A 24,201-nucleotide genomic window follows, 5' to 3' on the forward strand; every position below is an offset into this window, starting at 1 on the left:
TCATGCACTGGCTTTATAACGTAAGCACTAATCAGTATTTCCCACCCTTTATCGCCCTCCCCTAAGGTGCGTTCTCGCCCGGGCGCCTCGGCGCACCTTTACCCAGGAAGGAGTGGTACATGAGCGTTGAATTCATCGGTTATATCGGCACCCAGCAGGCCTCGGAAATCCACCTGCGCAGCGGCCCGGTTATCCAGCCCGAATACGTGGAAAAGGTTGCCAAGGCCCATGAAGCGGCAGGCTTTGATCGGGCACTGATCGCCTACCATTCCAACAGCCCGGACAGCGCCTTTGTTGCGGCGCACGCAGCGAGCGTGACAAAAAAGCTGAAGTTCCTGGTCGCCCATCGCCCGGGTTTCATTCAGCCGACCGTCGCGGCCCGGCAGTTCATCACCCTGGACACCTTCAATGGCGGGCGTACGGCGGTGCACATCATCACCGGCGGGGACGATCAAGAGCTACGCGCGGACGGCAGCTTCATCGACAAGGACGCGCGCTATGCGCGAACGGATGAGTACCTGAGCGTGCTGCGTCAGGAATGGACCAGTGAAAAGCCCTTCGACCATCAGGGCGAGTATTACCGGTACGAAGGCGCGTTCTCCGAAGCGAAGTCGCCGCAGCAGCCGCACATTCCGTTGTACTTCGGCGGCTCTTCGGCGGCGGCAATCGCGGTGGCCGGCAAGCATGCCGACGTGTATGCCCTCTGGGGCGAAACCTACGAACAGGTACGAGAGGTGGTGCAGCAGGTGCGCGCCGAAGCCGCGAAGCATGGCCGCACGGTGCGTTTCAGCTTGTCACTGCGGCCGATCCTGGCCGAAACCGAGGACAAGGCATGGGCGCGGGCCGAGCGCATTCTGGAGCAAGCCAGGGCCCTGGCCCAAGCAAAAGGTTTCGTGCGCCAGGAGCCGGCGAACGAAGGCTCGCGTCGATTGCTGGCCGCCGCCGCGCAAGGTGCCCGCCTGGATAAACGCCTGTGGACCGGCATCGCGGGGCTGCTGGGTGCGAAAGGGAACTCGACCGCGCTGGTAGGGACCGCCGAGCAAGTCGCCGAGGCGCTGCTGGACTACTACGACCTGGGGATCACTACCTTCCTGATCCGCGGGTTCGACCCGCTGGAAGACGCCGTCGAGTATGGCAAGCGATTGATTCCGTTGACCCGGGAGTTGGTTGCCAAGCGGGATGGTGCGGCGGCCAAGGTGGCGTGAGCCCCAGTCCAACTTCAGGGGCTCAGATCATAACCCTCAAGCCGCATCCCGCTCCTGCTTCAGCGACTGAGCCACCCATTCGCCGAAGGCATTAACCGCTGCCTGGAGGTTACCGAGAAAGCGTGGGTAGATCAGCCACAAATCCATCACCGGCTTGAAATCCTTAAGCGGCAACACCGCCAGGCTTTCGTAATGGGCGCTACGTTCGAGCAGTGGCCGGGGTACCAGGCCCAGGCCCATGCCGTCCGCCACAAGCCCCAGTTGCAGCTCGGTGCCGAAAGTTTCGAGGTTCACTTTCAGGCTCAGGCCCTGGTCTGCGAGGGTGCGTTGCAACCCGGCGCGGAAGCCGCAGCCATCGGGGTTCAGCACCCAGCCGCGGTCGTAGCAATCGGCAAGCTTGATCGGCTTTTTCGGAAGGTCCGCCTTGGCGCACACAGCCACCAGCTCAAGCTTGCCGATTGACTCACCTACGATGTTTTCCGCAAACACCTTGCCCGCCGGGAACAGCGCCGCGGCAGCGTCCAGCTCGCCGCGCTCGATCTTGCTCACCAGGTTCGCGCCCCAGCCGGTAACGACTTGCGCACGCAGGTCCGGAAACTGCCCGCGCAGGTGTTTGAGCGCATTGAGCAGCACGATGTCGCCGATGGTTTGCGGCACGCCCAGGCGCAATACACCGCTGGGGGGCGTATCCAGCGCCACCAGGTCGCGCAGGCCATCCATTTCACGCAGGATGGCCAGGCACTTCTGGTACACCTGCATGCCAATGGCGGTGGGCTTCAGTGGCTTGGTGTTGCGGTCGAACAACTCCACGCCCAGGGCCTGCTCCAGGTTTTGCACCCGGCGCGTAATGGCCGGCTGGGTCAGCGCCAGGGAATCGGCGGCCTGGCTGATGGATTGGCAACGCACCACGGCGACAAATGCATCGATGTCATCGGTTTTCATTCTGGGTACACATGGTAAAGGGCGGATAAGATAGGTAAAAAACATAATACCCTGCGGCACGTCAAGGCCAGCTACCGGTCGCGAGCTGGGATAAACACCGCGCGGATGAACTCGCATACAACCGAGGCTTGCGTGCGTGTTCGACGTTTCGTTGGTCCCTGGGCACACTTCCTCATTCAGGTGTCAATAGCGAGGCAAGTTAGGATTGGCAATCGAGTTTTACCAGAGCGCCAATCTTTTCTCTGTACAACTTGACGCCGTTAAATTGGCAAGAAAGTAACCTCCATAACAGATCGTCCAGCATTTACGTTCCGAAACGGGAACAGCCTTGCCTAATTTTTCAGCACTCCTATATTCACAGTCGGTACATGCAAGGTTCCTTTGCTCACAAGGTGAATTCCATGACGGATTTTCCCCCGCTGATCATTTGCGAATACTGCGACTCGGTCTATGGCAGCGCTCGGCTCAAAAAGCATCAGAAAGCCATTTGCCAGTGTTGTGGCGCCGTTATTCAGCGGCCCATCAACATCACGCTGGAACAACGCCTGGCCTTATGCCTGACCGCAGGCATATTGCTCGCGCTTGCCAATTTCTTCCCAATAATCAGCATCAATTTGAAAGGTCTACACAATGCCGCAACATTGTGGGATTCGGTGCTCGCACTTAGCGACGGGCCGATCACATTCATCGCGCTGATCGCCGCCATTGCGATCATTGTGGCGCCGGTGATTCAGGTATTGCTGTTGATATGGGTGGTGACCTTCGCCCTGGCCGGCAGGCGGTCACCTGCATTCACGCTGTGCATGCGCGCGTTGGAATCACTCAGGCCCTGGAGCATGCTCGAAGTCTGCCTGCTTGGTGCTCTGGTGGCAGTGGTCAAGCTTGCGGGGCTGCTGGACGTCATCCCTGGCATCGGCCTGCTGGCCCTCGCTGCACTGAGTGTGCTGATGATCAAGATCGCCGGAAAAGACGTTCGCGTTCTGTGGGCAACTCTGTGAGCGGCCCGCCCACAGCCAATGAGCTTGAGCTATGCCTGTGCCATGGTTGTGGGCATGCCTGCGACATGCGAGACGAGCCAATGCGTTGTGACCGCTGCGGCGCGCCTCTTCACCGGCTTAAACCCCGCTCGTTGAACCGCACCTGGGCGTATCTCATTGCCGCACTGGTGCTCTATGTTCCTGCGAACCTTCTGCCGGTGATGAACACCAGCATGCTTGGCAAGGGCACGGACAGCACCATCATCAGCGGAGTACTGGAGTTCTGGGAGGCCGGCGCCTGGGATATTGCCCTGATCATCTTTATCGCAAGTATTGGGGTGCCAGGGATCAAGTTCGGGGCGCTGACCTTACTTCTTTTAACAGCTCAGCGAGGCAGCCAATGGGCGTGTCGCCAGCGCTCTAGATTGTTCCGGTTCGTAGAAGTGGTGGGCTATTGGTCCATGCTCGATGTTGTGGTGGTGGCTCTGGTCGCGGCGCTGGTGAAGTTTCAGGCCCTGGGAACTATCGAGCCGCGCGCAGGCATTTTATTCTTTGGCATGGTGGTGGTACTCACCATGCTCGCAGCCATGAGCTTCGACCCTCGCTTGATCTGGCAGGGATACCACGCCCGAGGGGCTAGTGATGAAGCGTGAGGGCGCCAGCCCACTCCCGCCCGGAGAGATCAAGACCTCCAAGGGCTGGAGCGTGTCACTGGTGTGGATCGTACCGATCATTGCCTTGCTGGTAGGTATTTCGCTGCTGGTCCACAACCACCTGCAAGCCGGGCCGGTCATCACCCTCACCTTCAAGACAGGCCAAGGCCTGACGGCGGAAAAAACCGAGGTCAAATACCGCAATGTGGTGATCGGTCACGTGTCGGAGGTTGAGCTCAGCGAAGACCAGAAGACGGTCATCGCCACCGTGAAGCTGGCCAAGCGCGCAGAGAACTTCACCCGGGAAGATTCACGATTCTGGGTAGTCCGGCCACGTATTGGCGCCGGGGGCGTTTCGGGCATCGACACGTTGCTTTCTGGTGATTTCATCGGCGCCGACGTCGGCATGGCCGACCGCCGCATCAAACACTTCACAGGCCTTGAGGTTCCGCCGCCGATCACTTACGGCGAGCCCGGCAAGCGCTTCACGCTGCATACCAAAAACCTGGGCTCGCTGGATATCGGCTCGCCGGTGTACTACCGCAAGATCCCCGTAGGACAGGTGGTGGCGTATGCATTGGCGAAGGAAGGTGACGGCGTGGAAATCGACGTATTCATCAACGCGCCCAACGATGCTTACGTCACTGAAAACACTCGCTTCTGGAATGCCAGCGGCATCGACATCGGGGTGGGCGCCAACGGTTTCACACTTAAAACCGAATCCTTGTCTTCCGTGTTGGTGGGAGGCATTGCGTTTCGCGCGCCGGACTATGGTGGGCAAAGCCCCATGGCCGGCGAGCAGACCCGTTTCGACCTGCTGGCAGACGAGCAAACCGCCTTGGCCCCACCCCTGGGCAAGCCGCAATACATGAGTTTGCGTTTCACCCAGGCACTGCGAGGCCTGAAGATCGATGCGCCGGTAGAATTCCAGGGGCTGCAAATTGGCAAAGTGGTTTCAATAGACCTCGACTTCGAGCCCGGCAACGACAAGTTTCCAATCATCGTAGGCATAGCCATCTACCCGCAAAGCCTGGGCCGGGCCCATAGCCGCATGTTGCAGGTGCTCAACCATGACCCTGCCGATGAGCGCGGGGGTATCGATATTATCCGAAGCTTCGTAGAGCACGGCTTGCGTGCCCAGGCACGAACCGGCAACCTGCTGACCGGCCAACTGTACATCTCGCTGGATTTCTATCCGAACGCCCAAAAAGTAGGGTTCGATATCAATGCCCGGCCTGTGGTGCTGCCCACCATTGCGGGCAGCCTGGATCAGCTGCAAGCGCAAGTGCAGGCCGTGGTAGAGAAAATTGCTCGCCTGCCGCTGGACCGCATCGCGGCCAACCTCGATCGCAGCCTGAGCGGGTTAAGCGGGGTTCTCAACCAGTTCAGCGGTAAAACCTTGCCGGCAGTCCAGAGCTCGTTGGCCGACGTCAGTAACACGTTGAAAACCGCTAACTCCGCGCTTTCCGAAGATTCACCGCAGCGAGAGCAACTGAGCGAAGCAATCAACGAATTGGGGCGCACTTCCCGGTCGCTACGCGAACTGTCCGAATATTTGAGCCGGCATCCCGAATCGCCGATCCGTGGCCGAGCGGAAAATGCACCTTTCGAAAATCAGCAGCCTTGACCGTTCAATGGAGCGAGACCGCATGCGCACTTCCCCGGTGGCGTTGTTCACATTGCTTGTCTTGCTCGCGGGTTGTCGCAGCGCGCCGGTGCACTATCACACGCTGACGCCCCTGCTATCAGGCCCTGCACGAACCGTGCAGCCTACCGGCAATTTGCTGATGGAACGCGTGACGGTACCCGCGCAGGTTGATCGCACTCAAATCGTGGTCCGTCAGGGCGGTCATGGGCTGGCCATACTAGAAACCGACTGGTGGGGTGCAAGCCTCGCCGACGAACTCCAGGGCGCGCTGGTAGACCAGCTTAACCGACACCCCGCTCCGGCCAGCAAGACCTCCCTGCGCGTTGATGTCCAGCGTTTCGACCTAGTGCCGGGCGGTTACGCCTTGCTTGATGTGAAATGGCGCGTGCGCACGAGGCGGTTGACTGACGGCGCGACCACGGAACTCAACTGCCAAGGCATTATGCAATCGCCTGCGGGCGAATCGGTGGATGAGCTGGTCACGGCGCAGCAGGCTAATGTGCAAGGAATCGCGGCGATGATCAGCGAGTTCACCCAGGCCAGTTGCAAGCTTCCATATGGGACCTGAAGACAACTGCCGTTTGCAAACACCTGATTAACGGTAGGCTCCAGGCCTGAATCGTAACTACGCTGTCCTGCATGACATCTACGGACAGTAGAGGTTCACTCGATGGCTAACGTAGTCAGAGCTCAGCCGGGCATGCCGTTAGCCCTCCTCATAGGAATATCGACGCTTCTTGCCGGATGTGGCAAGGAGCCTGTTCCGCCGGCCCGCCTTGCCCCCGACGTGACCGTGATGACGGTCACCGCCCGCGACACGCCGGTCACTTTCGAATTCGTTGCCCAGACCCAGAGTTCCCGTGAGGTGGAGATACGCGCGCGCGTTGCCGGTTTTCTGGACCGGCGACTTTACACCGAAGGGGATCTGGTCAAAGCCGGGCAGACGCTGTTCCAGATGGACCGCAAGCCCTTCGAAGCCGCGTTGACCTCAGCCCAGGGGCAAATGGCGCAGCAACAGGCCCGCTATGAAGTGGCCAAGGCTACCCTGGCCCGCATACGTCCGCTGGCAGCGCAAAACGCGGTCAGCAAGATGGATCTGGACAATGCCGTTGGCTCAGAGCGCGAGACCCGTGCCGCCGTGCTTGCCGCCGAAGGCGCCGTGCGAACCGCACAACTCAACCTCAGCTACACCACCATCACCTCCCCTCTTGGCGGCGTTTCAAGTGACGCTAAAAAACAGGAAGGCAGTTACGTCACGCCGGGCGAGTCCGGCTTGCTGACTTCCGTGGCCCAGATGGACCCCATGTATGTCAATTTCAGCCTGTCGGAAAACGAAACGCTCAAGTACCGCGACGAAATCGCAGCCGGACGCCTGGTATTTCCGGCTCGCAGTGATTTTGTCGTTGAGGTCGTGCTCGCGGACGGCACCGTAGCGCCTGAAAAGGGCAAAGTGAGTTTCCTTGCGCCTTCCTTCAGCCAGGAGACCGGTACGTTCATGGTCAGGGCGGTGCTTGCCAACCCCACGGGCCTGCTGCGCCCCGGCCAGTTCGTGCGTGCCATGGCCAAGGGCGCCGTCCGCCCGAAAGCCATTCTGGTTCCGCAGAAGGCAGTGCTGGAGGGCTCCAAAAGCCATTTTGTGTGGGTCGTGGACGGCCAGGGCAAGGCCGAGCAGCGGATTGTGGAGGTCGGCGAATGGCAGGGTGATAACTGGTTTATCAGTAACGGCCTGCGAACCGGTGAACGCATCGTGGTAGACGGTGCCCTTAGGGTTAGCGCAGGAAGCCCAATCCATATCGTTGAGGCGCCCGAACCAGGCTCCGCCCGCACTTCCCCTGCGAAGACAGCAGGGGCCGAGTCGCCAGGTGCGGCCCGCGGGAGCCGCCAATGAGCATTTCCCACTACTGCATCGAGCGGCCCATTTTCGCCTCGGTCATTTCTATCGTGATCACCCTGGCGGGCGCGGTGGCGATGCTCCAGTTGCCGGTTGCCCAATACCCGGACATCACACCGCCGCAGATTACCGTGGCCGCCACCTACCCAGGCGCCGACGCGCAGGTGGTGGCCAATAACGTCGCAGCGCCGATCGAGCAGCAGGTCAATGGCGCGGACAACATGATCTACATGAACTCGTCGAGCTCCGCGACCGGGAACATGACCCTCAACGTATTCTTCGAGATAGGCACCGACCCTTCACTGGCTCAGGTGGACGTGCAGAACCGCGTGAACCTGGCCTTGCCGCAACTGCCCTCGGCGGTTCAAAGCCAAGGCATTCAAGTACAGAAAAAATCCTCGGCGTTCATGATGGTGCTGGCGGTCTATTCCGCCGGGGACCGATACGACAGCACTTATGTAGCGAACTACGCCAACCTTTACATCCTCGATGCCATCAAACGCATCCCGGGGGCCAATCAGGCCAGCATTTTCGGCACGCCCGATTACGCGATGCGAATCTGGCTCAAGCCAGACCGTATGGCACAGTTGGGCATCACTGCGGCCGACGTGCAAAAGGCAGTGGCCAATCAGAACCAGCAGTTCGCAGTCGGCCGCGTCGGGCAGTCCCCCACCGGCGGCGCCGTCGAACAATCATTCGCGGTGACTACCAAAGGACGGCTCACCGAGCCTGCCGAATTCGAGAACATTATCTTGCGCGCCAGCAGCGATGGCGTTGCCCTCGTTCGGCTCAAGGACGTCGGCCGTGCCGAGCTCGGGCAGAAAGACTATTCGCTGCGCAGCACCTATCAAGGCAAGCCGGCAACGCTGATCGCGGTGTATCAGCAACCGGGTGCCAACGCCCTCGACGTCTCGGCAGCAGTCAGCAAGACCCTGGCAGACATGAAGGCAACCTTTCCGCAGGGCATCGAATACAAGGTGGTGATGGACACGACCGCGTTCACTCGCGCGTCGATTTCCGAGGTTATCCATACCTTCTTTGAGGCGCTGGTGCTGGTGGTGATCGTGGTGTTTTTGTTTTTGCAAAGCCTGCGCGCCACATTGATTCCCGTGATCGCGGTACCGGTGTCCATTGTGGGTACCTTCATAGGCATGTCGGCATTGGGGTTTTCGGTGAACATGCTGACGCTGTTCGGCATGGTGTTGGCGATCGGCATCGTGGTGGACGACGCAATCGTGGTGGTGGAGAACGTCGAGCGCAACATGCAAGTTCACAAGATGACGCCCAAGGACGCCGCCAAGCGCGCGATGGATGAGGTGGCCGGCCCGGTCGTGGCGATTGTGCTGGTGTTGTGCGCGGTGTTCATTCCGGTGGCATTCATGGGTGGCATCACCGGCCAACTGTACAAGCAGTTCGCGATCACCATCGCGATCTCGGTGGTCATCTCCGGGCTGGTGGCCTTGACCCTGTCACCGGCGCTGGCCGCGCTGTTGCTCAAACCCCAGCACGGCAAGAAGAACGCGTTCTTTCGCTGGTTCGAACGCAGCTTCGAGCGCCTGACCGACGGCTACTCCCGCGCGGTCGCCTTCATGATCAAGCGCTTCGTACTGGCCCTGCTCCTGTTTGCCGCGATGGGCGTACTTATTTTGCTCATAGGCCAGCGCATACCGAGCGCCTTTCTGCCTCCCGAAGATCAGGGCTACCTGCTGGGCGCGGTAATCATGCCCGATGCCGCGAGCCTGGATCGCACAGGCCAGGTAGGCAAAGTCGCCAGTGACTTTTTCATGAACGACCCCGCTGTCGAAGGGGTTGCCATCGTCAATGGCTATAGCCTTCTCGACGGCCAGAACAAGAACAATGCGGCGGCGTTTTTCGTCGGCTTCAAGGACTTCGAAGGGCGCTATCAGGATGCGGACACCATCGCGCAACAGAGCGCCCCCGCAGTGATGAAGAAAGCTGGCCACGCATTCTCCAGTGTTCAGGAAGGGGTGATCGTGCCGGTCAATCCGCCGTCCATTCCTGGCCTGGGGACCACGGGCGGCATGGAAGTCTGGGTGCAAGGCAAGGGCGACGCAGGCATCAATCAGCTGGCCGAAGTGGTGGAAACACTCATCGCCAAAGCCAAGGAACGGCCGGAGCTTGGCGCGATAACCTCAACGTTCAATGTGTTCTCGCGCCAGTTGATGGTCGACGTGGACAAGGAGAAAGCCGAAAGCCTTGGCGTACCGGTGGAAGAGGTCTACAGCACCATGCAGACCATGTTCGGCTCCCTGTATGTTTCGCAATTCAACAAGTTCAGCCGGCTGTGGCAGGTTATTCTCCAGGCCGAGCCGGCCTATCGGCTCAAGGCTGAAGATTTGCAGCAAATCTACGTGCGCAGCACCAACCTTGGAATGGTGCCGCTCAAGGCGCTGCTGACAACCCGCTACGTTACCGGCCCCGACCTCCTTACGCGCTTCAATAACTTTCCCGCCGTGAAACTCACCGCCAACCCCGCACCCGGCTACAGCTCTGGCCAAGCGCTCGCCGCTCTGGAGGAAATCAGCGCTCAAATCATGACCAACGACTATTCACTTGCGTTGAGTGGCGAAGCGTTCGAAGAGAAAAAAAGCGGAGGCGCCTCCTCTCAGGTATTTCTCTTTGGCTTAGTAATGGTGTTCCTTATCCTGGCCGCGCAGTACGAAAAATGGTCACTTCCTGTCGGCGTACTGCTCGCCGTGCCCTTTGCATTGTTTGGCGCGCTGCTCGCTGTGCTGATCCGCGGGCTGAGCAATGACGTTTACTTCCAGATCGGCTTGACCATGCTGGTAGCCCTGGCCGCGAAAAACGCGATTTTGATCTTCGAGTTTGCGGTACTTAACAGGGAAAACGGCATGTCCGCCTATGACGCTGCCATGGTCGCGGCCAGGGAACGCTTGCGGCCTATCGTGATGACCTCTCTGGCGTTCATCCTTGGCTGCGTGCCGCTGGCCATCGCCGTGGGCGCCTCCGAGAACAGCCGCCATTCCATCGGCACGGGGGTCATCGGCGGGATGTTGGCCGCCACGGCTATCGCGATCTTTTTCATCCCGATGTTCTACTACCTGGCAGAGCGGATGTTCGGGGAAAAAGATATCCCCCCTGCGGCCGATCAACCGGAGCGGACTACCGGCTCTGCACTGCTCCCTCAGGGGGCAGTGGAAAACCGGCCCAGGGGGGAGTGACATGCGCCAACCTTCGGCCCTGCTACTATGCGTGATCCTGCCCGGGTGTACGGTCGGCCCCGACTACCAACACCCGGCTATTGAAATCCCGGCGAGCTACCGTTATGCCGAATACGAAGCAAAGGATTTATCCAACACACAATGGTGGGAGCAGTTCCAGGACCCTGTTCTGAACGAACTGATTCGCAGCGCACTGCTTGAAAACAAAGACATCAAGATCGCCGCTGCAAGAGTAGAAGAGTTTCAAGGCCGCTATGGCGAAGTTCGATCGCTGCTGTTTCCCCAGGCCGGGTTCGATGGAGTGGCTCAGCGCAGCCGGGCGCCGAGAAACAATGGCCCGGTACCCTTGGACGGCTCCATAGACCCGGTTTACAAAAACTACCAGGCCGTGCTCAGCGTGAACTGGGAGCTCGACATCTGGGGCCGCCTGAGGCGCTTGAACGAATCCGCCCGTGCTGACTTGCTGGCATCGGAGGAAGGACGCCGCAGCGTGATACTCAGCCTGGTGTCGTCGGTGGCCTCAAGCTACGTCACCCTTCGTGATCTCGACAGGGAACTGGACATTGCCCGCACCACGGCAAACGTGCGGCGCGACTCCTACGAAATTTTCAAAATGCGCTTTGGCGCCGGGACCATTTCAGAAATGGAACTGGCGCAAAATCAGTCCGAATACGAGCGCACCCAGGCTTCTGTGGCCCAGCTCGAGCCTCTGGTCGCACAACAGGAAAACGCCCTGGCGTTACTGCTTGGGCGCAATCCTGGCCCCGTGCTGCGGGGGCGCGACCTGGCGCAACTGACGCTGCCTGCAGTGCCTGCCGGTTTACCGTCGGACCTGCTGCAACGGCGCCCGGACCTGCGCCAGGCCGAGTTGAACCTGATCTCGGCGAATGCCCAGATCGGAGCGGCCAAGGCTCAATACTTTCCGACGATTTCGCTAACGGGCGTGCTGGGCTCGGTGAGTAGCCAGCTTTCCAACCTGTTCACCGGGCCGGCTGCCACCTGGTCCTATGGCGTTGGCGCGAGCCTGCCGATCTTCACAGCTGGCGGGATCGCCGGGCAGGTCCAACAGGCCGAGGCTATTCAGCAACAAGCCCTGCTCAGCTACCAGAAGGCCGTTCAATCATCCTTCAGCGATGTGGAAAACGCGCTTGTCTCTTCCAGCAAATCCCGCGAGCAGATGGCCTCCCAGGCACGTCAGGTTGAAGCGTTGAGCACCTACGCCCGATACGCCCGCTTACGCTACGACAACGGTTACACCAGCTATATCGAGGTACTGGATGCCGAACGGAGCCTGTTCGATGCTCAACTGAGTTACACCCGTACGCGAGGCAGAGTGTTTACCTCAATGATCGACCTGTATAAGGCCACCGGCGGTGGGTGGATAGCGGAGGCAGCAGAATTGTCGGCAGCTGACGAAAGCGCTTCAAATACTACACCGTAGGCAGAGAAGCTGGCTGGGCAGTTCGTCATCCACTTCATTTCCAAGTGAAAGCCCAAGTGCCGCAAACGGACCAGCAGCGTCCGATGCAATCCTGGCTAGCTGATCAAACCTGTCAGCTCATTGCGCTCACGCTCATTCAACAGTGAACCGAACCCAGCCAGCGCATTATCAGCCATATATTGTGGGTTGCTTGTCCCTGGAATCACGCAGGTTACCGAGGGGTGGGAGATGAGAAATTTCAGTGCCAATTGAGCCCAAGTGGTCGCCCCGACCTCGGGGGCCCAGGCGGGCAGTGGCGTTCCTTGCAAACGCGAAAGCAAACCACCTCCCCCAAAAGGTCGATTACACAGTACGGCCACACCGCGCTCGGAACACAGTGGCAAGATCCGGTTTTCTGCGGCACGGTCATCCAAGGCATAGTTGATCTGCAAAAAGTCCAGGGCCTCTGCTTTGATCACTGCTTTAACGTCGCTATACGCCGAAGATGTGTAATGGCTTATGCCGATATACCGGATACGCCCCTCCTCCTTCCAGCGCCTGAGTGTCGGCAGATGGGTCTTCCAGTCCACCAGGTTATGAACCTGCATCAGATCAATACGCTCGGTTTGCAGCAGCTTGAAAGACCGCTCCATTTGGGCGATTCCCTCGGCTCGACCCTGCGTCCAAACCTTCGTGGCGAGAAAGGCCGACGATTGCGTGGTGCTCGCCGATAACAGCTCGCCAGTGGTTTGCTCGGCGCGCCCATACATGGGTGAACTATCAATTACAGATCCCCCTCTGTCGAACAACGCATCGAGCACGCCGGGCAGTTTTTTGTACGTAGCAGAGGAAGGTTGCACATCGAACCCGCGGTAAGTACCGAGCCCAATGACGGGTAACGGTTCGTTGCTCGACGGTATAGGGCGACTGAGCATTTTCTGACCTTGCGTAAGCACGCGTGTATCTCCCCAAGCCCGACCGAAGGGCAATGAGGTCGCGGCAACCGCAACCGCCTGGATGAACAGCCTGCGTGTAATATCCGGGGGGAGCGGTTCTGGATGATTCCTTGTATTCATGGAAAAACGCCTCGCCACGGTTGCTCCCACCACCATAGACGCTTAAAGGGGAAACCGAGGGTCCCTTCGAACATTACTGTTGCTCCCAGGCAATACGCCCGCCACCGCCTGCGGGCGGAACAGGCCATTTTATGGGGCCACTGCCGTTTATCGGTTGCGCATCAACAGAGTAAAAAGTATGGCAACGATCAGTAAGCGGGCAGGACAAGCGATCAACACTTTGCCAGGCGAACTGCGCCCCGCGCTCGCCGGGTTCGCCTTTTTTTTGTGCCTGTTCAGCGGCTATTTCATGCTACGGCCCATTCGCGAGGCCATGGGCATTCAAGGCGGGGTCGATAATCTGCAATGGTTGTTCACCGCAACGTTCCTGCTGATGCTTATCGCGGTGCCATTTTTCGGCTGGCTCAGCTCTGTCATGCCACGGGCCCGGTTTATTGATGGTGTGTATGAGGTATTCGCCCTGAACCTCATCGCCTTTGCCCTGATGTTCACCGTGCACCCTGATAGCCTTTGGCTGGCCCGAACGTTCTATGTATGGATCTCCGTGTATAACCTGTTCGTTGTGTCAGTGGCGTGGAGCCTGATGGCCGACGTGTTCGACAATGCCCAGGCGCGGCGCCTTTTTGCCTTTATTGCGGCAGGTTCGAGTGTAGGGGGGCTACTGGGGCCAATGGCCAGTGCGCTGCTGGTCAATGTTCTTGGCCAGGCCGGGCTGGTGCTGACGAGCGCCCTGTTGCTGCTGGTCACCCTGGCGCTCAAGCGTTACCTGCTGACATGGCGGGCATCAGGCGGTGCAGGACGCCCCGGTGCTGCGGCCACTGAAAACCCAAGGCATCCTGTGCCCGGCAGCCCGTTCAGTGGTCTGACCCGCATTGTTAGCTCTCCTTATCTCCGGATGGTTTGCCTGTTTGTGCTACTGCTGGCCACGACGAGCACCTTTTTGTATTTCGAGCAGGCACGGCTGGTTTCGCTTCGATTCCCTACTCGCGAGGAACAAGTGCGTGTCTTTGGCCTCATCGATTTCACCGTGCAGGTAGGCGCACTGGCAACGCAGCTATTCATCACAGGGCGGATCGCTCAGCGGTTTGGCTTGAGTAGCCTGCTGGTAGTTGTACCAGCACTGGTATGCGCAGGGTTCATTGGCCTTGCCTTGCTACCCAGTTTTGCCCTGCTCGCCGCCTTGATGATTGTGCGCCGGATCGGTGAGTACGCGTTTATCCGTCCCGGGCGCGAGATGCTGTTCGCCCCGTTGGATGCCGAAACGAAGTACAAGGCGAAAAGCTTTATCGACACCTTGGTGTACCGCGCCGGCGACGCGATCAGCGGCTGGGCCAGAAGCGCACTCGACCTGTCGGCCCACGGGGCCTTGTTGGCGGCTGTGGTCGGCGCACTTTGCGCAGGCTTGTGGGCATGGAGTGGGTGGTATCTCGCACGGCAACGTGCCCGTACGATAGCCCGCCATGTCGAAGATTGAAGCTTTTGAGGTTTCGCTGGCTTGACCGGAAACAGATAGTTGTTCCTCCGCCATGCCGTAGGATTCATCAGGTCATGGCCCCTACGTTCCCTTCTCCTAATACCTCAAAACACGGCGGAAGGCCTCCACAATTGCGGGTAATTTGCCGGAAACCCGGCAATCCGCAGGCTCCCTACCGGCGTTTCGCCCGACCATAATAGACCCATAACAATAAAGGGGTTCCCCCGAAGCGAGAAGGCCATGTTCAAGGACCATATCGTTAAAGCACGTGCCACCGACAACGCCGCGTTCATGGGATCGGTCGCGGTGGTGATATTTGCTGCTACCTTGCTCGCCGGCCTGGGCGAAAGTGGCTTGGCCCGGCTGATGGGGCCGATACTGCTGGACCTCAAGGCACCCCTGGCGCGGGACATCGCTGTTGCGGGCACCTTTACCGTCACGCTGGTGCTCAACCTGTTCATTCTCGGTCGCTTTCCCCTCAGGGCGCAGATCGTTACCGTGTGGTGCGAGCTGCTGGTGCTGTTTCTGCTGTTCTTCGATACCTTCAACCTGTCCTACAGCTTTATCGCGACCAAAGTGGGCTTCATGATCACCCAAGGCGTGTTCACCACCGTCTACGTGTCGGCCATTTCCATTGCTATCGCCTTTGTGCTGGCGCTGCTGGGCGCCACGGCGCGGTTGTCCGCCAATGGGTTCGCCATTGCCATCGCCAGCTTCTATACCTCCTTCTTTCGCGGCGTGCCCCTGCTGATCCAGATCTACCTCATCTACCTGGGCATCCCCCAGTTGGGCTATGTGGTGGGCGCAGTGCCGGCGGGGATACTGGCGCTGTCGTTGTGCTATGGCGCCTACATGACCGAGATCTTTCGGGCGGGCATCAGCAGCATCTCCCGGGGCCAGTGGGAAGCGTCCAGGGCCATTGGCCTTACGCCTTTCCAGACCATGACGCGGGTGATCCTGCCGCAGTCCATGCGCCTGATCATCCCGCCTACGGGCAACCAGTTCATTTCCATGCTCAAGGACAGTTCGCTGGTGTCGGTGATCGGCGTGTGGGAATTGATGTTCCTGGCCCGCACCCAAGGGCGCGCCGAGTTTCGCCACCTTGAAATGCTGATCACCGCAGCCGTGCTCTATTGGCTGCTGTCGATCGTGCTGGAAACCGTCCAGGCCCGCCTGGAAAAGCACTTCAACCGCGCACACCGCTGAGGGCACAGCATGAACCAGGCGTTCGCTTCTCAAGCCCCCGTGGCCCCAGCCGCAATTTCGATCCAGGGGTTGCACAAGTGGTTTGGCGATTTTCATGTACTGGACGGCATCGAGCTGCAGATCCAGAGCGGTGAGATTGTGGTGGTCTGTGGTCCTTCGGGGTCCGGCAAGTCCACCCTGATTCGCTGTCTGAACCTGCTCGAGGACTTTCAGAAAGGGGCCGTGGTGATCAACGGCACGCCGCTCACCCGCAGCGGTGCCTGCGTGGCCAAGGTAAGGCGGCAGGTTGGCATGGTGTTCCAGCAGTTCAACCTGTTCCCGCACATGACCGTGCTGGACAACCTCATGCTCGGGCCACGGCTGGTGAGCAAGCTGAGCAAGGCTCAGGCGCAGGCTTTGGCCTACGAGTACCTGGAGCGCGTGCGCATCCGCGAGCAGGCGGACAAGTTCCCGGCGCAATTATCCGGCGGCCAGCAGCAGCGGGTCGCCATCGCCCGGGCCTTGTGCATGCGCCCTCGCATCCTGCTGTTCGATGAGCCCACCTCGGCGCTGGACCCGGAAATGGTCAAGGAAGTGCTGGATGTGATGGGCGAGCTGGCGCACGACGGGATCACCATGCTCTGCGTGACCCACGAAATGGGGTTTGCCCGCCGGGTGGCAAACCGGATCATTTTCATGGACCAAGGCAGCATCATCGAACAGGCGAGCCCGGACGATTTCTTCGACAACCCCCGCCACCCGAGGGCGCGGGAATTCCTGTCGCAGATCCTCAACCACTGAGGGCCAACGGGCCCCTGAATAGCCACAGCACAACAAGAACAACACTCGCAAACCGAGAACCCCTGGAGGCTTACCCATGACTTCGTTCGCTCGCATGTTCACCGCTGCCGCCCTGGCCGGTGCCTTCACCCTTGCCACCAGCGCGGCCTGGGCCGGCGCAACCCTGGACCGCATTCATCAGGAAAAGGTGATGAAAGTGGCCACGGCCGCCAACTGGCCGCCGCAATCGTTCCTCGGCCCTGATGACAAATTGCAGGGGTTCGACATCGACGTGGCCAACGAGATTGGCCGCCGGCTGGGTACCCAGGTGACTTTCGTCACCCCAGAATACGGCATCATCACCGCCGGGCGATGGTCCAGCCGCTGGGACGTCTCGGTGGGCTCCATGACACCGACCATGGAGCGCGCCCGGGTGCTGGATTTCCCCGCCATCTATTACTACACCCCGTACGTGTTCGCGGTGCACAAGGACGCCGCGGGCGCGACCACCGCCGACCTCAACGGTAAGGTCATCGGCGTGGAGGCAGGCACCACCTCCGAGGATTACATCAACCGCCGGCTGAAGATCGACGCGGCCGATGTGCCAGTGTTCAGCTATGACGTGGAGCCCGGCGAGGTCAAGACCTACGGCGACAGCATGGGGCCGCTGGACGACCTGCGCATGGGCAATGGCGTGCGCTTGAATGCCACGCTCTCGGCGCTGCCCACCATCCTGGCCGCGATCAAGAATGGCTACCCGATCGCGAGAGTCGAAGGCAAGCCCGCCTACTATGAGCCCTTGGCCATCGCCGTGGACAAGGGCGACGACGCCTTCGACAAGGCCTTGGCCGGGATCGTCACCGAGATGAAAACGGACGGCACGCTCAAGCGGCTATCGGAAAAGTGGTACGGGGCCGACCTGACCAAGGTGCAGTAGCCCGCTGTTGAAGTGACGAGGTATTCGATGTCCACGTACATTAACAACTACTACACCGGCACCATGCGCCCCGCCGCTCCGCGGCCTGCGTTGCAAGGCACGGTTCAGGCCGACGTGTGCATCGTTGGCGGTGGCCTGGCCGGGCTGAGCACCGCCTGGGAGCTGCTGGCACGAGGCAAATCCGTGGTGATCGTGGAAGCGGCGCGGGTGGCCTGGGGCGCCTCCGGGCGCAACGGGGGCTTCGTGCTCCAGGGGTATTCCGAGGCGCTCCCGGCCATCGAACGCCGCTGTGGCACGGCGAAGGCAGCAGCGTTGTTCAGGCTCTCGCTCGAGGGGGTTGATACCGTCCGCCAGATGATCGCCAGCCACGGGTTGCCGGGCTGCGCGCCCACCACGGGCAAGCTGGGAGTGATGCGTTACGACGATGGCGACAAGCTCAAGCGCCTGTGCGAGCGAATGACCACCGAGTTCGACTTCCCCCTGGAGTACCTCGACCGCCAGGCGGTGCGTGAACGGCTGAACACAGAGCGGTACTTCCAAGGCGCACGGGACACCCACGGCTTTCATTTTCACCCGCTCAATTACTGCCTGGGCCTGGCCGAACTGATCCAGCGCCAGGGCGGGAGGATTCATGAACACTCGCCCATGACCCGGGTAGCGCGCCACGGCGCGGGGCACCGGGTGGTCACTGGCCAGGGCGCGGTGGAGTGCGAGCATGTGGTGTATTGCTGTGGCGGATATGGCGGCCCCGAGTTCGGAAAGCTGCGCCGCGCTTTCCTGCCGATCGCCACCTATGTGGTGCTTACCGAACCGCTGGGCGACCGGTTGGGCGAGGCCGTGAGGACCTCGGACGCGGTAGGCGACTACCGCCGCGCGGCGGATTACTACCGCATTGTCGAGGGCGACCGCTTGCTTTGGGGCGGGCACATCACCACCCACAACCTGCAGGATGAACAGCGCCTGGGCGCCCTGCTGACCGCCGACATTCTCGACGTGTACCCGCAGTTGCAGGGCCTGAGAATCGCCAAGGCCTGGTCCGGCCTGATGGGTTATGCACGCCACAAGATGCCGCACATCGGCCCGCTAGGTAACGGCGTGTGGGCTTGTACCTCCTTCGGGGGCCATGGTATGAACACCGCACCCATTGGCGGGCGGGTGGTGGCCGAGGCCATCTGTGGCGAGACAGACCGCTATCGCCTGTTCGAGGCCTACGGCCTCCAATGGAATGGCGGCCCACTGGGCCCGGCGGCGGCGCAGCTGGTGTATACGGGCCTGAAGCTGATGGACAGCTTCCAGGAAACGCGCTCGCGCCGCGCGTGACCCGCCAGGCCCGATTCGATTCGTTCGAGGAAGCGTTCATGGATGCACGTACGGCTGGCACGCTGTTCAACCTCACCGACAAGGACCGGCAATTGCTCGCGCTATTGCAAGCCAACGCCCGCGAGCCCACCGCCTCCCTGGCGCGCAAGCTGGGCGTGTCCAGGTCAGCGGTTCAGGAACGCATCCAGCGCCTGGAAAGGGCCGGGGTGATCACCGGCTACAGCGTGCGCATCGACCAGGACCGGGTACAGCCCACCATCAACTGCTTCACCATGACCTCCTGCACGAACAAGAGCTACACCGACGTGATGACCACCCTGCGCAAGATCGAGGCGGTGCAGGCCGTGTACGCGGTGTCAGGGGAATCGGATTTCATCATCCACCTAGCCACCACTACCTTGAGCGAGCTTAATGCCGAGCTTATCCGCATCAATATGATCAAGGGCGTGGCGCACACCGCATCCCATATCGTGATGGAGACGAAATTCAGCCGTAAGCTGACGGTTTGAATACTCACCGTTGCCTGCGGCCCGCCTGCACATTCGGTTATAACCTAATCATTAAAAAATAGCATATTAAACGGTCTCAATATGCTTAGATTGGCCCATGTCAGCGCCTACCGGACCCCCGCTCATGAGCCAGATCACCCACCCTGAACGCCTGCGCGAGTTTATCGGCGCCCTAGCCGAAACCCTTGAAAGTGACCCGCGCGAAGGCGACCTGTTGCACCGTGGCGGCAAGCTGCTGGGGCAGTTGGTGCAGCATGACGACTGGCTACCCGATGAGTTCGCCCAGCCGAACCCCGAGCGCTACCAGCAATTTTTGTTGCACGCCGACGCGCGCCAGCGGTTCTCGGTGGTGAGCTTCGTGTGGGGCCCTGGCCAGCGCACGCCGATCCACGACCACCGCGTGTGGGGCCTGATCGGCATGCTTCGCGGGGCTGAAGATTCCCAGAGCTTCGCCCGTGGCCCTGATGGCCACCTTCACCCGGAAGGCGCCCCGGCGCGCTTGAACCCCGGTGACGTGGAAGCCCTGTCGCCACGCCGCAACGACATCCACCAGGTGAGCAATGCCTTCAGCGATCAGGTGTCGGTGAGCATCCATGTGTATGGCGCCAACATTGGCGCGGTGCGCCGTGCGGTGTACCAGCCCGACGGCAGCGAAAAATTGTTCATCTCCGGCTACAGCAACGCCTACCTCCCCAACATCTGGGACCTGTCCAAAGAGAACCCTGCCCAATGACCAGTGCTGCCACCCGCACCTACGCCGACATCCGCCGCGCCCTCCTCGCCCACGAAGAAGTGGCCCTGGTGGACGTGCGCGAAGAAGCCCCTTTCGCCGAAGGCCATCCGCTGTTCGCCGCCAACATCGCGCTGTCCAAGCTTGAGCTGGAAGTGCTGTCGCGCATCCCCCGCAAAACCACGGCTGTCACGCTCTACGATAACGGCGAGGGGCTGGCTGCGCTGGCAGCCGAGCGGCTGGAAGCGCTGGGGTACACCGATGTAAAGCTGCTGGAGAATGGCCTGCAAGGCTGGCGCGATGCCGGCGGCGAACTGTTCATCGACGTGAACGTGCCCAGCAAGGCCTTCGGCGAGCTGGTGGAACATCACCGGCATACGCCCTCGCTGCCCGCCGAAGAAGTGCGCGCGCTGCTTGAGGCCAAGGCCGACGTGGTGGTGCTGGACGCCCGCCGCTTCGATGAATACCAAACCATGAGCATTCCCACCGGCGTGAGCGTGCCCGGGGCCGAACTGGTGCTGCGCGCCCGTGAACTGGCGCCCAACCCGAACACCCGGATCATCGTCAACTGCGCCGGCCGCACCCGCAGCATCATCGGTACCCAGTCGCTGGTGAACGCTGGCATTCCCAACCCGGTAGCGGCCTTGCGCAACGGCACCATCGGCTGGTTGTTGGCCGGCCAGCAGCTGGAGCACGGCCAGAGCAAGCGGTTCACCGACGTCACCGACAGTACCCGCCTTCAAGCGGCGTCGGATGCGCGTCAGGTAGCGGACAAGGCGGGCGTGAAGCGCGCCGATCGGGAAGATCTCGCTCGGTGGCAGGCGGACGCGGCACGTACCACTTACCTGTTCGATGTACGCACACCGGAGGAATTCGCCAAGGGACATGTGCCGGGTGCCCGCTCCACACCGGGCGGGCAGCTGGTGCAGGAAACCGACCACTACGCCAGCGTGCGTGGCGCGCGGATTGCCTTGGTGGATGACGACGGCGTGCGCGCCAACATGTCAGCCTCGTGGCTCGCGCAATTGGGCTGGGAGGTGTACGTGGTCGATGGCCTTGCCGCAGCCGACTTCAGCGAAACCGGCGACTGGCACGCGCCTGGGCCCGTACCGCCCCAGGCGGAAGCCATCAGCCCCGCCACGTTGGCCGAATGGCAAAGCCACACTGACCTACAGGTACTGGATTTCACCACCAGCGCCAACTATGTGAAGCAGCACGTTCCCGGTGCCTGGTGGGTGCTGCGTGCGGACCTCGCCGCAGCGCTGAAGAAGATTCCGGCCGCCGAGCGCTACGTGCTCACCTGTGGCAGCAGCCGGTTGGCGCGGCTGGCCGTAAGCGAAGTCGAAGCCCTGACCGGCAAGCCGGTGTTCGTGCTGGACGGCGGCAATGCGGCTTGGGCGAAAGCCGGCCTTGAGCTGGAGCACGGCGAAACCCGCCTGGCCTCTGCGCGTGTCGACCGCTACCGCCGGCCTTATGAGGGCACCGAGGCGCCTCGCGAAGCCATGCAGGCGTACCTGGATTGGGAATTCGGCCTGGTCGAGCAACTGGCCCGCGACGGCACCCATGGTTTTCATGTGATCTGAACATTACCCAGCCGACCCCTTTCCAGGCGGAGGACACCTCACGATAGACAGGCAGCCCGCTTACCTACCCTCGCGGGCTGCCGGGAGAACACCTATGAGCACACGCCAACTCAAACTCGGCGCCATGGTCCACGGCGTTGGCCACGGCTGGGGCGAATGGCGCCACCCGAATGCCCAGGCCGACGCCAGTGTCAATTTCAACTGGTACAAGGGCCAGGCCGCGCTGGCGGAAGCGGCGAAATTCGACTTTGTGTTCATCGCCGACAGCCTGCACATCCATGAAAAATCGAGCCCCCACTACCTCAACCGTTTCGAGCCGCTGACCATTCTGTCCGCGCTTGCGGCTACCACTTCGCACATCGGCCTGGTCGCCACCGTGACCGTGAGCTACACCGAGCCCTTCCAGGTGGCACGCCAGTTCGCCTCGCTGGACCACATCAGCGGCGGCCGCGCTGGCTGGAACGTGGTCACCTCATGGCTGAGCGGCACCGCTGAAAACTTCAGCAAGGCCGAGCACCCGCCCCATGCCGTGCGCTACCGCATCGCCAAGGAGCATGTGTCGGTGGTGAAAGGCCTGTGGGATTCCTGGGAGGATGATGCGCTTGTACGCAACAAGGCCACCGGTGAATTCTTCGACCGAAGCAAGCTGCACGCCCTCGACCATAAAGGCGAGTTCTTCCAGGTGAAGGGCCCGCTGAACATCTCCCGCTCCCGCCAGGGCCAGCCGGTGCTGTTCCAGGCCGGCACCTCCGAAGACGGGCGCAACTTCGCTGCAGAATATTCCGACGCGATCTTCGTGCATGCCGAATCCCTCGAAGACGCGCAGGCCTATTACGCCGACCTCAAAAAACGCGCCCGTAGCTTTGGCCGCAACCCGGACGACCTGTCGATCCTGCCGGGCATCCGCCCGATCGTTGGCCGCACCGAAGCGGAAGTGGAAGCGCGCTATCAGCAGGCCGTGGACCTGGTGAGCATCGAGGACGCCATCGTCGCTTTGGGCCGCCCGTTCAATGACCATGACTTCAGCCAATACCCACTGGACGCACCCTTCCCCGAGCTGGGCGACCTAGGGTCCAACAGCCAGAAAGGCGGTTCGGACCGGATCAAGCAACTGGCCCGGGAGCAGCAGCTCACGCTGCGTGAAGTGGCGCTGCACTTCTCCCGCCCGCGCCGGGACTTCGTCGGCACGCCCGAACAGGTCGCCGACCAGATCCAGCAGTGGTTCGAGCAAGGCGCCAGCGACGGTTTCATCATCAACTCTCTGCTGCCGGACGGCCTCCAATACTTCACCGAACTGGTGGTGCCCGTACTCCAGCAACGCGGGCTGCACCGCAGCGCCTACAGCGGCGGCACCCTGCGCGAGCACTTTGGCCTGCAGGTACCGGTGAACCGTTACGCGGTGGCAGAACGCACTCTCGCGCCAGTAGCCGAGGAGGCAGAGGTTTGAACCAGCCCGTTGCCGCGCTTCGGGTGGCGCAGGTGCCCGAAACCGAAACCGCCGAGGCGTTCGCCGTTCGCCTTGAAAGCCTGACTACAGCGCTCGCCGCCACGGCGGCTGCTTACGACGAAAGCGGCGCCTTCCCTCACGCCAATTTCGCGCTGCTGCACCGCCATGGCCTGCTCGGGCTGACCGTGCCCGCCGCGCTGGGCGGTGGTGGCGCGAGCCTGAGCCAGGCGCGCCGGGTGATCACTGCCGTCGCCCGGGGCGAGCCCTCCACGGCGTTGATTCTGGTGATGCAGTACTTGCAACACACCCGCTTGCAAGACAGCACCAGCTGGCCGGCGCATTTGCGTACGCGGGTGGCGACCGAGGCCGTGCAGCAAGGGGCGCTGATCAACGCGCTGCGGGTAGAGCCGGACCTGGGCACGCCCGCCCGGGGTGGCCTGCCCGCAACCGTTGCCCGGCGTACGCCCGAAGGCTGGCGTATCAGCGGCCGCAAGCTGTATTCCACTGGCAGCCATGGGCTAACCTGGCTGAGCGTATGGGCACGCAGCGATGACGACGATCCCCTCGTTGGCGCCTGGCTGGTGCCCAAGGCCAGCCCGGGCGTGACCATTGCCGACGCCTGGGACCACCACGGCATGCGCGCCACCTGCAGCCACGAAATCGTATTGGACGATGTGCTCGTGCCCTTGGACCATGCGGTGAGCGTGAGCCGCTGGAGCGCGCCGCAGTCGGACCTCGACGCCACTGGCCTGCTGTGGATGGCCGTGCTGCTGTCTTCCGTCTACGACGCCATCGCTCAGGCAGCGCGGGACTGGCTGGTGGCGTTTCTGCAGGAGCGAGCACCAAGCAACCTGGGCGCCCCCCTGTCCACGCTACCGCGGTTTCAGGAAGTGGTCGGGCAGATCGACACCTTGCTGTTCGCCAACCGCGCCCTGCTCGACGCCGCCGCCCATGGCCTGACCGCCCCGGCGCACGCGGGGTAGATCAAATACCTGGTCACCGGCAACGCCATCCGCGCAGTGGAACTGGCCATCGAAGCCGCCGGCAACCCCGGCCTTTCCCGCGCCAATCCGTTGCAGCGGCACTACCGCAACGTGGTCTGCGGGCGGGTACATACGCCGCAGAACGATGCGGTGTTGCTGGGAGCAGGCAAAGCTGCCTTCGCGGCCATTCCCAGGCTGCCGCCGGACGGCCGGCCCCCTGGTCCCACAGATTGAAGTG

19 protein-coding genes and 1 pseudogene are annotated in these 24,201 nt (G+C 61.4%); 18 read left to right on the forward strand and 2 right to left on the reverse strand.

The features are described from left to right. Window positions 1–119 precede the first annotated feature (119 nt). Window positions 120–1,205 carry an LLM class flavin-dependent oxidoreductase gene (locus LG385_RS10990; protein ID WP_225774311.1) on the forward strand — a complete coding sequence of 362 codons (1,086 nt, stop codon included), beginning with the start codon at window positions 120–122 and terminating at the stop codon, window positions 1,203–1,205. A 36-nt stretch (window positions 1,206–1,241) separates the two neighbouring features. Here the strand turns inward: LG385_RS10990 and LG385_RS10995 are convergent, their stop codons facing one another. After that, entirely contained in the window at window positions 1,242–2,147 is a 906-nt protein-coding gene (locus LG385_RS10995; RefSeq protein ID WP_225774312.1) for a LysR family transcriptional regulator, read from the reverse strand. 401 nt (window positions 2,148–2,548) lie between these two features. Here LG385_RS10995 and LG385_RS11000 point away from each other — a divergent pair, with 401 nt between their 5' ends. From LG385_RS11000 to LG385_RS11030, 7 genes are all read left to right on the forward strand, one after another. Beyond that, the gene (locus LG385_RS11000; RefSeq protein WP_225774313.1) at window positions 2,549–3,145 is read left to right on the forward strand and encodes a paraquat-inducible protein A; all 597 of its coding nucleotides are present in this window, start codon (window positions 2,549–2,551) and stop codon (window positions 3,143–3,145) included. Further along, window positions 3,142–3,777: a paraquat-inducible protein A gene (locus tag LG385_RS11005; protein ID WP_225774314.1), complete on the forward strand. Its 636-nt coding sequence runs from the start codon at window positions 3,142–3,144 to the stop codon at window positions 3,775–3,777. The genes LG385_RS11000 and LG385_RS11005 overlap by 4 nt, the downstream gene beginning before the upstream one ends. Next, on the forward strand, window positions 3,767–5,404 hold the full coding sequence (locus LG385_RS11010) for an intermembrane transport protein PqiB (protein WP_225774315.1): 1,638 nt from the start codon (window positions 3,767–3,769) through the stop codon (window positions 5,402–5,404). Before LG385_RS11005 ends, LG385_RS11010 begins: the two co-directional genes overlap by 11 nt. A gap of 22 nt (window positions 5,405–5,426) precedes the next feature. After that, window positions 5,427–5,993 carry a membrane integrity-associated transporter subunit PqiC gene (locus tag LG385_RS11015; RefSeq protein WP_225774316.1) on the forward strand — a complete coding sequence of 189 codons (567 nt, stop codon included), beginning with the start codon at window positions 5,427–5,429 and terminating at the stop codon, window positions 5,991–5,993. A 228-nt stretch (window positions 5,994–6,221) separates the two neighbouring features. Beyond that, complete coding sequence (locus LG385_RS11020; RefSeq protein ID WP_225774317.1) at window positions 6,222–7,313, forward strand: efflux RND transporter periplasmic adaptor subunit; 1,092 nt, start codon at window positions 6,222–6,224, stop codon at window positions 7,311–7,313. Further along, window positions 7,310–10,519, forward strand: coding sequence for an efflux RND transporter permease subunit (locus LG385_RS11025; RefSeq protein ID WP_225774318.1), 3,210 nt, complete (start codon window positions 7,310–7,312; stop codon window positions 10,517–10,519). Before LG385_RS11020 ends, LG385_RS11025 begins: the two co-directional genes overlap by 4 nt. 1 nt (window position 10,520) lies before the next feature. Beyond that, window positions 10,521–11,960, forward strand: a complete 1,440-nt coding sequence (locus LG385_RS11030; RefSeq protein WP_225774319.1) for an efflux transporter outer membrane subunit — start codon at window positions 10,521–10,523, stop codon at window positions 11,958–11,960. A gap of 95 nt (window positions 11,961–12,055) precedes the next feature. On the opposite strand, the gene LG385_RS11035 is transcribed toward LG385_RS11030, so the two are convergent. After that, entirely contained in the window at window positions 12,056–12,874 is an 819-nt protein-coding gene (locus LG385_RS11035; RefSeq protein WP_413247376.1) for an aldo/keto reductase, read from the reverse strand. Window positions 12,875–13,193: 319 nt separating this feature from the next. Here LG385_RS11035 and LG385_RS11040 point away from each other — a divergent pair, with 319 nt between their 5' ends. From LG385_RS11040 to LG385_RS11085, 10 genes and pseudogenes are all read left to right on the forward strand, one after another. Next, entirely contained in the window at window positions 13,194–14,489 is a 1,296-nt protein-coding gene (locus LG385_RS11040) for an NTP/NDP exchange transporter (protein WP_225774321.1), read from the forward strand. A gap of 240 nt (window positions 14,490–14,729) precedes the next feature. Then, window positions 14,730–15,695: an amino acid ABC transporter permease gene (locus tag LG385_RS11045; protein ID WP_225774322.1), complete on the forward strand. Its 966-nt coding sequence runs from the start codon at window positions 14,730–14,732 to the stop codon at window positions 15,693–15,695. A 9-nt stretch (window positions 15,696–15,704) separates the two neighbouring features. Then, window positions 15,705–16,475 carry an amino acid ABC transporter ATP-binding protein gene (locus tag LG385_RS11050; protein ID WP_225774323.1) on the forward strand — a complete coding sequence of 257 codons (771 nt, stop codon included), beginning with the start codon at window positions 15,705–15,707 and terminating at the stop codon, window positions 16,473–16,475. 76 nt (window positions 16,476–16,551) lie between these two features. Further along, entirely contained in the window at window positions 16,552–17,391 is an 840-nt protein-coding gene (locus LG385_RS11055) for a transporter substrate-binding domain-containing protein (RefSeq protein WP_225774324.1), read from the forward strand. 27 nt (window positions 17,392–17,418) lie between these two features. After that, window positions 17,419–18,711 (forward strand): NAD(P)/FAD-dependent oxidoreductase, encoded by a 1,293-nt coding sequence (locus LG385_RS11060; protein ID WP_225774325.1) that lies wholly within the window; start codon window positions 17,419–17,421, stop codon window positions 18,709–18,711. Between the two features lie 38 nt (window positions 18,712–18,749). Then, a complete protein-coding gene (locus tag LG385_RS11065; RefSeq protein WP_225774326.1) occupies window positions 18,750–19,220 on the forward strand; it encodes an Lrp/AsnC family transcriptional regulator in 471 nt (156 codons plus the stop codon). A gap of 124 nt (window positions 19,221–19,344) precedes the next feature. After that, window positions 19,345–19,953, forward strand: coding sequence for a cysteine dioxygenase (locus LG385_RS11070; protein WP_225774327.1), 609 nt, complete (start codon window positions 19,345–19,347; stop codon window positions 19,951–19,953). Then, window positions 19,950–21,533, forward strand: coding sequence for a rhodanese homology domain-containing protein (locus LG385_RS11075; protein ID WP_225774328.1), 1,584 nt, complete (start codon window positions 19,950–19,952; stop codon window positions 21,531–21,533). The genes LG385_RS11070 and LG385_RS11075 overlap by 4 nt, the downstream gene beginning before the upstream one ends. A gap of 94 nt (window positions 21,534–21,627) precedes the next feature. Next, on the forward strand, window positions 21,628–22,980 hold the full coding sequence (locus tag LG385_RS11080; RefSeq protein WP_225774329.1) for an LLM class flavin-dependent oxidoreductase: 1,353 nt from the start codon (window positions 21,628–21,630) through the stop codon (window positions 22,978–22,980). Window positions 22,981–23,012: 32 nt separating this feature from the next. Further along, a pseudogene (locus LG385_RS11085) lies at window positions 23,013–24,197 on the forward strand (acyl-CoA dehydrogenase family protein). The last annotated feature ends 4 nt before the right edge of the window (window positions 24,198–24,201 follow it).

The sequence above is a fragment of the Pseudomonas sp. Marseille-Q5115 genome (genome assembly GCF_916618905.1).
In the GTDB taxonomy this organism is placed as follows: Bacteria; Pseudomonadota; Gammaproteobacteria; order Pseudomonadales; family Pseudomonadaceae; genus Aquipseudomonas; species Aquipseudomonas japonica_A.

Excerpts from the sequence above, each read along its gene's own strand:
- LG385_RS10990 (WP_225774311.1), top strand. The coding sequence starts at position 120 with ATGAGCGTTGAATTCATCGGTTATATCGGCACCCAGCAGGCCTCGGAA.
- LG385_RS11060 (WP_225774325.1), top strand. The coding sequence starts at position 17,419 with ATGTCCACGTACATTAACAACTACTACACCGGCACCATGCGCCCCGCC.
- LG385_RS10995 (WP_225774312.1), bottom strand. The coding sequence starts at position 2,147 with ATGAAAACCGATGACATCGATGCATTTGTCGCCGTGGTGCGTTGCCAA.
- LG385_RS11035 (WP_413247376.1), bottom strand. The coding sequence starts at position 12,874 with ATGCTCAGTCGCCCTATACCGTCGAGCAACGAACCGTTACCCGTCATT.
- LG385_RS11055 (WP_225774324.1), top strand. The coding sequence starts at position 16,552 with ATGACTTCGTTCGCTCGCATGTTCACCGCTGCCGCCCTGGCCGGTGCC.
- LG385_RS11025 (WP_225774318.1), top strand. The coding sequence starts at position 7,310 with ATGAGCATTTCCCACTACTGCATCGAGCGGCCCATTTTCGCCTCGGTC.
- LG385_RS11020 (WP_225774317.1), top strand. The coding sequence starts at position 6,222 with ATGACGGTCACCGCCCGCGACACGCCGGTCACTTTCGAATTCGTTGCC.
- LG385_RS11075 (WP_225774328.1), top strand. The coding sequence starts at position 19,950 with ATGACCAGTGCTGCCACCCGCACCTACGCCGACATCCGCCGCGCCCTC.
- LG385_RS11070 (WP_225774327.1), top strand. The coding sequence starts at position 19,345 with ATGAGCCAGATCACCCACCCTGAACGCCTGCGCGAGTTTATCGGCGCC.
- LG385_RS11000 (WP_225774313.1), top strand. The coding sequence starts at position 2,549 with ATGACGGATTTTCCCCCGCTGATCATTTGCGAATACTGCGACTCGGTC.
- LG385_RS11080 (WP_225774329.1), top strand. The coding sequence starts at position 21,628 with ATGAGCACACGCCAACTCAAACTCGGCGCCATGGTCCACGGCGTTGGC.
- LG385_RS11010 (WP_225774315.1), top strand. The coding sequence starts at position 3,767 with ATGAAGCGTGAGGGCGCCAGCCCACTCCCGCCCGGAGAGATCAAGACC.
- LG385_RS11030 (WP_225774319.1), top strand. The coding sequence starts at position 10,521 with ATGCGCCAACCTTCGGCCCTGCTACTATGCGTGATCCTGCCCGGGTGT.
- LG385_RS11065 (WP_225774326.1), top strand. The coding sequence starts at position 18,750 with ATGGATGCACGTACGGCTGGCACGCTGTTCAACCTCACCGACAAGGAC.
- LG385_RS11050 (WP_225774323.1), top strand. The coding sequence starts at position 15,705 with ATGAACCAGGCGTTCGCTTCTCAAGCCCCCGTGGCCCCAGCCGCAATT.
- LG385_RS11015 (WP_225774316.1), top strand. The coding sequence starts at position 5,427 with ATGCGCACTTCCCCGGTGGCGTTGTTCACATTGCTTGTCTTGCTCGCG.
- LG385_RS11040 (WP_225774321.1), top strand. The coding sequence starts at position 13,194 with ATGGCAACGATCAGTAAGCGGGCAGGACAAGCGATCAACACTTTGCCA.
- LG385_RS11045 (WP_225774322.1), top strand. The coding sequence starts at position 14,730 with ATGTTCAAGGACCATATCGTTAAAGCACGTGCCACCGACAACGCCGCG.